At 61.6% G+C, this 7608-nt stretch carries 15 protein-coding genes; 2 read left to right on the plus strand and 13 right to left on the minus strand.

Going from position 1 to position 7608, the window contains the following annotated elements; all coding sequences use genetic code 11:
- The 12 genes from QMO14_RS32010 to QMO14_RS32065 all read right to left on the minus strand — a co-directional run.
- Positions 1 to 244 (minus strand): recombinase family protein (locus tag QMO14_RS32010; protein WP_301512102.1); only part of this gene is annotated, 244 nt, incomplete at its 3' end.
- A 204-nt stretch (positions 245 to 448) separates the two neighbouring features.
- Complete coding sequence (locus QMO14_RS32015; RefSeq protein WP_301512103.1) at positions 449 to 1333, minus strand: zonular occludens toxin domain-containing protein; 885 nt, start codon at positions 1331 to 1333, stop codon at positions 449 to 451.
- A complete protein-coding gene (locus tag QMO14_RS32020; RefSeq protein ID WP_301512104.1) occupies positions 1330 to 1671 on the minus strand; it encodes a hypothetical protein in 342 nt (113 codons plus the stop codon). The genes QMO14_RS32015 and QMO14_RS32020 overlap by 4 nt, the downstream gene beginning before the upstream one ends.
- A gap of 1 nt (position 1672) precedes the next feature.
- Positions 1673 to 2506, minus strand: a complete 834-nt coding sequence (locus tag QMO14_RS32025) for a hypothetical protein (protein ID WP_301512105.1) — start codon at positions 2504 to 2506, stop codon at positions 1673 to 1675.
- A 796-nt stretch (positions 2507 to 3302) separates the two neighbouring features.
- Positions 3303 to 3542, minus strand: a complete 240-nt coding sequence (locus QMO14_RS32030) for a major coat protein (RefSeq protein ID WP_301512106.1) — start codon at positions 3540 to 3542, stop codon at positions 3303 to 3305.
- A gap of 165 nt (positions 3543 to 3707) precedes the next feature.
- Positions 3708 to 3863: a hypothetical protein gene (locus QMO14_RS32035; RefSeq protein WP_301512107.1), complete on the minus strand. Its 156-nt coding sequence runs from the start codon at positions 3861 to 3863 to the stop codon at positions 3708 to 3710.
- A gap of 104 nt (positions 3864 to 3967) precedes the next feature.
- Positions 3968 to 4876, minus strand: a complete 909-nt coding sequence (locus tag QMO14_RS32040) for a hypothetical protein (protein WP_301512108.1) — start codon at positions 4874 to 4876, stop codon at positions 3968 to 3970.
- On the minus strand, positions 4873 to 5388 hold the full coding sequence (locus QMO14_RS32045; protein WP_301512109.1) for a hypothetical protein: 516 nt from the start codon (positions 5386 to 5388) through the stop codon (positions 4873 to 4875). Before QMO14_RS32045 ends, QMO14_RS32040 begins: the two co-directional genes overlap by 4 nt.
- Positions 5385 to 5528, minus strand: coding sequence for a hypothetical protein (locus QMO14_RS32050; protein WP_301512110.1), 144 nt, complete (start codon positions 5526 to 5528; stop codon positions 5385 to 5387). The genes QMO14_RS32045 and QMO14_RS32050 overlap by 4 nt, the downstream gene beginning before the upstream one ends.
- Complete coding sequence (locus QMO14_RS32055) at positions 5525 to 5707, minus strand: hypothetical protein (RefSeq protein ID WP_301512111.1); 183 nt, start codon at positions 5705 to 5707, stop codon at positions 5525 to 5527. The genes QMO14_RS32050 and QMO14_RS32055 overlap by 4 nt, the downstream gene beginning before the upstream one ends.
- On the minus strand, positions 5704 to 5898 hold the full coding sequence (locus QMO14_RS32060) for a hypothetical protein (protein WP_301512112.1): 195 nt from the start codon (positions 5896 to 5898) through the stop codon (positions 5704 to 5706). Before QMO14_RS32060 ends, QMO14_RS32055 begins: the two co-directional genes overlap by 4 nt.
- A gap of 11 nt (positions 5899 to 5909) precedes the next feature.
- Positions 5910 to 6200: a single-stranded DNA-binding protein gene (locus tag QMO14_RS32065; protein ID WP_301512113.1), complete on the minus strand. Its 291-nt coding sequence runs from the start codon at positions 6198 to 6200 to the stop codon at positions 5910 to 5912.
- Between the two features lie 111 nt (positions 6201 to 6311).
- On the opposite strand from QMO14_RS32065, the gene QMO14_RS32070 reads away from it, so the two are divergent.
- Together QMO14_RS32070 and QMO14_RS32075 are read left to right on the plus strand one after the other, a co-directional pair.
- Positions 6312 to 6509, plus strand: coding sequence for a hypothetical protein (locus QMO14_RS32070; protein WP_301512114.1), 198 nt, complete (start codon positions 6312 to 6314; stop codon positions 6507 to 6509).
- Between the two features lie 151 nt (positions 6510 to 6660).
- Positions 6661 to 7008, plus strand: a complete 348-nt coding sequence (locus QMO14_RS32075) for a hypothetical protein (RefSeq protein ID WP_301512116.1) — start codon at positions 6661 to 6663, stop codon at positions 7006 to 7008.
- Here the strand turns inward: QMO14_RS32075 and QMO14_RS32080 are convergent.
- Positions 6914 to 7558 (minus strand): recombinase family protein, encoded by a 645-nt coding sequence (locus tag QMO14_RS32080; RefSeq protein ID WP_301512115.1) that lies wholly within the window; start codon positions 7556 to 7558, stop codon positions 6914 to 6916. The genes QMO14_RS32075 and QMO14_RS32080 overlap by 95 nt on opposite strands.
- Positions 7559 to 7608: the final 50 nt, after the last annotated feature.

Below are 7608 nucleotides of genomic sequence, written 5' to 3' on the forward strand. Positions count from 1 at the left end.
GAGACTTCAACTGCTCGATTAGGTCAAGCAGATCTACCAGCCCACGAGAAAGCCGATCAAGCTTCCACACGACGAGAACATCGCCTTGCGACATGCCAGCCAGAGCCCGACGCAACTCCGGCCGAGGCCCAACCGAACTACCCTTCTCCGCGAATACCTGCTGGACGCCCGCCGCGCGCAAGGCGTCCATCTGCAAATGCGTCTCCTGCTCGCTGGTAGAGACTCGCGCGTATCCGATAAACATCGCTCCTCCAATTTAAAAAGCCACCCCTCCGGTGGCTTGACAACTGTGCAACAAACACGGGTACAGGGTGCGCGATGGCCTTCCCCCCGCAAGCGGGTCCCCGAACTTCCGGCTTAGCAACAAGGGGGCTGGTTCAAGGGGGCGACGAACTGCACACAAAGCGGCGACGGCGGCGCGCGGCCCGTCCGCCCCGCTAACGCAGGGCTACCGGCCCGCGCTTGCCCTCGCATATCGCGCCATCACGCCAAGCCGCTCGGCGGGTGGCAACTGACGGCACAGACTGACGACGCGCGCCCACCGCGGATCGAAGGTCTTCGGGGCCTGTCTGGCGGGTTTGGGCGGCTTGGTGAGGGCTAACCATGCCTGAGCCCAGAAACCGAGCTTCTCGGGCTCGAGAAACCGCCCCTCGACGTGCCAGGGCGAGAGAACCGAGTGCGTACCGTGCGGGTAGTCGTGCTTGAAGACCTGTCGCGTGTCGTAGCACCCCTCAATGTCCTTGCCGGTGTACGTGGCCCGGTCTGCAGCCATTTCCTGAGGGTTGGTGCCCATGCGCGCAACAGCCAGGTGGAAGCGCGGCAGATAGCCGGCCTTGTCGCCAAAGAGCAGCGCCAGGAGCCAGCCGATGAAGGGGATGCGGACCTTGTCGAAACGGGTGTGCCGAACGGTCTGCTCGATGAAGGCTTCGCGGAGCTGTTTGTCGACCTGCAGGACGTTCTGCATGATGTAGTAGGTGTCCCAGCCGTGCTTGCGCGCGTGGGCGAAGAAATCGAGCGTCGCGGCGCGTTCCTTGTCCGCGAACGTGCGGGTGTTGAGCCAGGTGCCCATTTCATCGAGGAAGAGCCCGCCGTTGAGGTCTTCATCGTAGCTTTCAGGATTGCCGTGACCTGCGGCGAGCAGATCGAACGCGGTGGGCTTGTCAGGCACGCGCACGTAGGTCTGTTTCGAGTGAACGCCGAACATCGCCTTGAGGTCGATATCGAGATTCGTCGCACAGCGGCGCTTACGCTTCAGGTATCGATCGCGGAAGAGCCGAACAGCATTCTTGCTCTTGCCGGTGCCTTTCTTACCGGTCAGCGCGTAGTCGGTCATTTCGAGAAGTTCTCAATGCCGATGCGCTGAATCTTCCACACGCTGGAAGCGATCCAGACCGAGGCGACACACGCCATAACCGCACCTGCGTTCTGCGGGATGAACATGCCGAGGCCCATCCAGAGATAGCGAGCCCAGCCAGCGCCGACACTCACGTTGCCAAGCATGCCGTACAGCGTCGCGCAGCAAACGAAGACCGATGCAATGAACACTCCGGCCACCGTGATCCACGTCACATAGGCCGCGAGCTTGAGCGCAGTCGTGTACGCCATCTGGGTTGCGAACAGAGTCGCAAGGCCAGAGGCCAGGGACCCGATGAAGGCGGCGAGCAATGGCATGTCAGAAACTCCTCTTGATCATTCCGAAGCACAGGAAAAGGCCGGCACCAGCCCACACCAGAGCCATGGCGCTACGGACACCATCGACCACGCCGCAGGCATCCAGCTGCAACCCTCCTACCTGCTGCGGCAGCGCGAACGTCTCGCAGGCAGCAACCGGCGGTGCCCAAAACATGGTGCGAATGGGCTCGAAGAAACCCTTGTCAGCAGTGCCAGACGCACGCCCAAGCTGCTCTTCGTTCTTGCCCTTCGTCTCATCAAGCTTCGACTTCACAGTATCGAAGGTCGTACCAGCACCCTCGGGTGTGCCCTTCTCATTCACCTTCACCGCACAGTCAGCCTGCCCAGGTGCACCGCAGGGATCTTTTTCCTCTGAGCCATCAGATTTAACGGTAGAACCGGTGCCAGACGCCGCGCCACCCGCGCCGCCGCCCTTACCTCCCGTCGCAGCAGCAGCCGGACCGCCATCGTTTCCACCCGTACCGGTGCTGGGCGTCTTGCCCGCCCCGGTAGCCGGTCCAACACCAGACGAAGCAGGCGTACCAGCCGGAGGGTTACCAGCAATGATGGTTCCGCTGCTACCGAGCGCGCCAGGAATAGGCTTATCCACTGTCGTGACAGGCTTCTCCGCCGTCCCATAACAACCCAGCTTACCGTCCACCTCCCCCACAAAGCCGGGGCACTCTTTAATGGGCGTGCTCTTCTCCGCAGCTTCAGTATTGGATGTGCATTCCTTGCCACGCCCCAGACCTTCAAATGGGGCAGTCACGCGATACATGCCATTGGCAGCAGGAACTTGAGACTTCTGCGGAGGGCCGCTCAAGGTCAGGTTCATATCGACCTCACATCCTTCAACGCATGCAACCCCACCTCCTGAAGGAACGGACATCTGCCCACCAACCCACCGGGTGTCCGTGTCGTCAGGAGTCCGAGTCCAGCCAAGAGTCCAATTCACAGTCCGCGGCTTGTTCGTTTGAGCAGTGCACCGATTGACGTGCGGGACACACTGCCCGTTGCTTTCGTCGTAGCCGGTGTTGCACTGGCAACCACCCGTGACCGCTGTACTGTTAGCAGGACAAGAGCCACCAGCGGACCTATATAGCCCAGCCTCCATCGGACCAATCGTTCCGTTGTTCGCGTAGACCGTGCACTTGAAATCACCCCAGACACTAGCAGGCGATGCAGCCGCACCTACAACACCGGAACCAAACGTCCACGCGGGTGAAGCAAGCTTCTTCTTCTGGACGTAGGCATCACAGGCCTCCGATGCAGAAGCAAACGGCGAGCCCTGAGTCCCGCTGTCGCCGTATTGCCCAGCGTTAAACGACCAGACGCCGGAAGTCGGCACCAACGCATGCGCCAACGTCGCCGCAGATAGCAGCAGCACGACAGAAAAGAACGAGCGAAGACCGCGCGTCATCGACCACACCCACCGATGAGCGAACCACAGCGGCTGACACGCTCGGCCACGGATTCATTGAAATCAGGCGGGAAACGGGAAGCACGACCGGCCGCACAGCCGATGAGTCCCAGAATGACGAAGGCAAGCGCGAGACGGTCCATAGTGGCTCCAGACGTTTACCACTGCACACCCCGAAGGGTGCACAGCAGAAAAGGCCCGAGGCTGATGCTTAGGCCGCGCCGCGAGCGCGCTTGATCCACTTCACGCCGATCATGATGCCGACGACTGCCACGGCCAGCCCCCACATGACAGGACCGAAGCCCGTCGAACTGGTGCTCAGCGACTGCACGGCAGCCAGGGCGTCGGTGGGATCGGCAGCGAAGGCTGAAGCACCGGCACCCATGGCAGCGGCACCAGCGGCCAGACGCGCGAAGGGCTTGCTGTGGATAAGGGCAAATTGCTTGTTCATTTCTCTTTACTACATTGACACCGCGACGTTGCGGCGATGAGCCCTGCACGCAAGGCTCAGCGCTGGAACTTCGTCAGGCTGCGTACAGGGTTCGCTTGATCGCGCGGACCTTCCACCCGAGCACATAGCCCGTCATCCACGCCAGCAGGAATGCACCAACCATCGTCATTCGGTGCACTCCTTCGAGCAGCCGGGCATGGAGGGCATGACGGCCGTGACGGGAACAGCGGCTTGCCACGGGTTTTTCCACTTACCTACCAAGTGCCACGCACACCAAATGACGCCGAGCACAACGATCCATGCGGTGATGCGCGCTTTCATGCGGTGTCTCCTGCGAGGTAGCCGAGGCCGAACGTGATCACGGCGGAAACCGCGTAGATCACATCCATGAGAGTTGCAAACTGGTCAGTAGTCATCGGGTGCCCTCAATGCGTGAGAGAAGCGCCAGGAAGCCACGAGAACGGTCCGGCTGGGTCGATGCGGCGAGGGGTTGTCCGCACGCGGATAAAGCTCTGAAAACCGCCGCCTGTTGGTGCGAATTCAGACTGGAGAAGCTCTCCCGTCTCAGCATTGAGATAGCCGCCTCCCTTCGCAGGTCGGAAGCGATCGTTGATCGAAGCATTGCCCTGCACATACGCAGGCCACAGAGCCCAACGACGAATAGCAGCGCCAACAGAGCAAAGGCCTCCGACGCCATGAATGCGTGCTCCACGGGGAAACCCTCCTACGTTCTTGCTGTCCGCCTTCTTGGCGTAGCTCATGAGGTAGGCCACCGGTGCGCGGCCCTTCTCGGTGTTGGTAAAGCCATGGACCCACCAACCGCGCTTGTCGGCCATGGGCATCGACACGCCGGGCGGCAGGAAGAAGATCGCGTGGTAGTGAATGACGCCACGGCCTTGGCCGTCCTCGCGGCGCTTGCCGTCCTGTAGCTCGCCGACCCACACGTACTTCAGCCGTTGGCCGGGGCAACGGTGCTTGAACCACGCACGGACCTTGCGCAGGTAGTCGGAGATATGGCGGGGACGCCAATCGGCGTTGGTGCCCCTGTACGTGAGGGTCACCATCACGTTGTTATCGCCGACACCATCGCCAAGGTTCAGGAGGCACTTCGCGCCGACGCCCACAGCCTTGCGAAGGCGGGCGACACGCGCTTGCGCGCGGTCGATCTTGATGCAGTGCTCTGCCCAAACCATCACCGTCGGGAGGGAAGGCTTCAAGGCAAAACCACTTGTTGATTCTGAGACAAGCCCGCGCGCTGCGCGCGCTTCCGGCGACGACCGGCGAGCACGCGCGGCGAAGGCTTCGCCAGCGGGAGACAGAGCAAGCATGCTCATGCGCAAGCCCTCGCGACTTCGACCAGCCAGGCAGCGAGCGGAGCGGGCGTACGTTCACGCTCCGGGCGGCCCATGCGCTTCACAATCGTGGAGGTCGGCGCGTCGAGAACGTACGGCACCTCAGGCAGCGGGCCGACGACGTAGATACACGACTTCTTCGGGGCACGATGGCCCCACCAGCTCTGCATCACAGGCACCAAGATGCCGCCATGCTGATCACGAACGCCAGGCGAGAGACAACCCGACTCGCGCCAGAGCTTCGAGTTGAACGGGTGTTCGAGCACGCCGCCGAACTCACGCACCTTTTCCATCGCCCAGATCGCCAGCTCGCGCTCACCTTCACGAGGCTTTGCGAAGTGCGCCAGGTTGGCCCACGTGCGGCAAGGGGGATGGAAGACGCCAGGACAGCCGCCCTGCCAGCTCAGCGCATTGCGCTCGTAGTCGTAGCAATCGCAGCCGAGGTCAGCGTAATGCGTGGTCTTGCGCACGAACAGCGCAGCTACGGGCGTCATGCTTCAACCAAGTGCGATGCCTGCGCGCGGAGCGAGTCCCACAGGCGTTGTTCGTAGGGCGACAGCGAACGCGCTTCGCCACCGTCGAGGCCTTCGAGCCAGTAGCGAAGGCGAAGGAAGTTGCGGGCGTAGGCGCTCACAGCGACCTCACGCAGTCGTACGCGATCTGCTGATACGCGCCAATGTCAGCAATGCGGGCGAACACCTCGATGGTCACCAGCACAGCCCATGCAAGGGCGGCAGAGCCGAGAGCAATGTTGCAGACGATGGCGGAGGCATCAGCGACACGCTCCAGCGTGATGAGCTTGAGCGCCTTCACAGCGACTGCCCTCCCATCGGAATGCCCCGCTGCGTGTAGGTAAGGTCAATGGCCGTGACACCATCGTCTACGGTGGCCTCGATGCTGAGGCCGTCGTAGCCGTCCTCAACTGCCGCCTTGAAGGCCGCTTCGACAGCAGCCGACAAGAGCGCCAGTCGGGCGGCGTGTAGCGCGTCAGGACTGACGAGCATGGTGCACCCCTTCAGCCCTTGGCCGGAACGAGCTTCGGAGCCACCGACAGACGACCGTTCTGGTCAACGTAGATGCTGGAGGGGTGCAGGACGTACTTGCCCACGGGCAAGGCGACGGGATTGCCGACCTGATCGCGCTCCGCGAACAGTTCGACCTTTTCAGGGTACGGGTTGGGCTGACCGTTGCGGTCGAACGTGTGCACATAGACCGTCTGCAAGTGCAGCATTTGCTGGCTACCGTCCTTCTTGGACTTGTAGGGCTGCTGACGCAGTTGGTCGCTATGGATCGAGACTTGGATCATGGTGGCTCCTATGTCGTGCGACGTTGCACGCGGAGGCCCTGCACGCAGGGCTACCGTGTGGAACGTCAGACGCGGAAGCCCGCTCCGGACTGGCCGTTACGATGCGGCCCCATGACCGTGAACCCACTCCTGTTCTGGGCCATCTGCTTGATGGCCTTCATCGGCTTCGTGCAAGCCGTCGTGCACGTGCTCAAGCGCGAACCGGAATCGAACTCACTGTTCGATACGCCGACTGCGCCCGAGGGCTTCGAATGGGTGCTGATGCGCTCTTCGGAGGCCACAGCCTTCCGGGAATCGTTGCGTTGTTGATACAAGGTGGCTCCTGTAAAGTGCGTGACTGCATGTTGCAGTCAACGCGGAGCCTATGCTTGACTGCACCTTGCAGTCAAATCGTTTCGTAAGATGACTGCACTTTGTAGACAAAGCGCAACACAGGAGTACCCCGCATATGCAGACAACGATGAACCTTCTCGAAAAGGCGTTCAGCCTGCACCCAGCCCCGTTCTGGACCGAGCGGCTGAAGCTAGCCAGGCAGACCCTGCACACCGCGAAGACGCGCGGTCACTTGAGCCCAGCAATTGCAGGCGCGCTGGCCGAAGAACTGGGCCAAAACCCGGATGAATGGATCGTGGTCGCAGCCCTCGAATCCGAGAAAGCCAGCGCCTGCAAAGAACGGATGCTGAAGCGCCTGCAGAGTGCAGTTCGCTCCTACTTCAACCGGACTGTGGCTCTTGGTTTCCGAGGGAAGAAACCCCAGCGTCAGCCTCAACAAGCGGCCCAAGGACGGGCATCCTCGCGCGCTTGCTAACACGCGTCACCCCAAGGTAGTCGTAAAGAGTAGATCGGGATATCCCGAACACCCGGGAAAGCTCCAACACAGATACCCCTTCCCCCTTCAGCCGTCGAAGCTCTGCCACCTGAAACTCATCAAGCTTACGCGGACTGCCTCCCCACCTGACACCCCGCCGATAAGCCGCCACCTGACCGGCAAGCACCCGCTGATGGATCAAAGAGCGCTCCAACTGCGCGACCGCACCAAGCACCTGAAGCATGAAAACACCGAGCGGATTGGTAGTGTCTATCGGCTCGGTCAGCGACTTGAACCCGCACCCGCTTGACTTCAACTGCTCGATTAGGTCAAGCAGATCTACCAGCCCACGAGAAAGCCGATCAAGCTTCCACACGACGAGAACATCGCCTTGCGACATGCCAGCCAGAGCCCGACGCAACTCCGGCCGAGGCCCAACCGAACTACCCTTCTCCGCGAATACCTGCTGGACGCCCGCCGCGCGCAAGGCGTCCATCTGCAAATGCGTCTCCTGCTCGCTGGTAGAGACTCGCGCGTATCCGATAAACATCGCTCCTCCAATTTAAAAAGCCACCCCTCCGGTGGCTTGACAACTGTGCA

It is taken from the genome of Variovorax sp. CAN15 (genome assembly GCF_030462475.1).
Taxonomy (GTDB): domain Bacteria; phylum Pseudomonadota; class Gammaproteobacteria; order Burkholderiales; family Burkholderiaceae_C; genus Variovorax.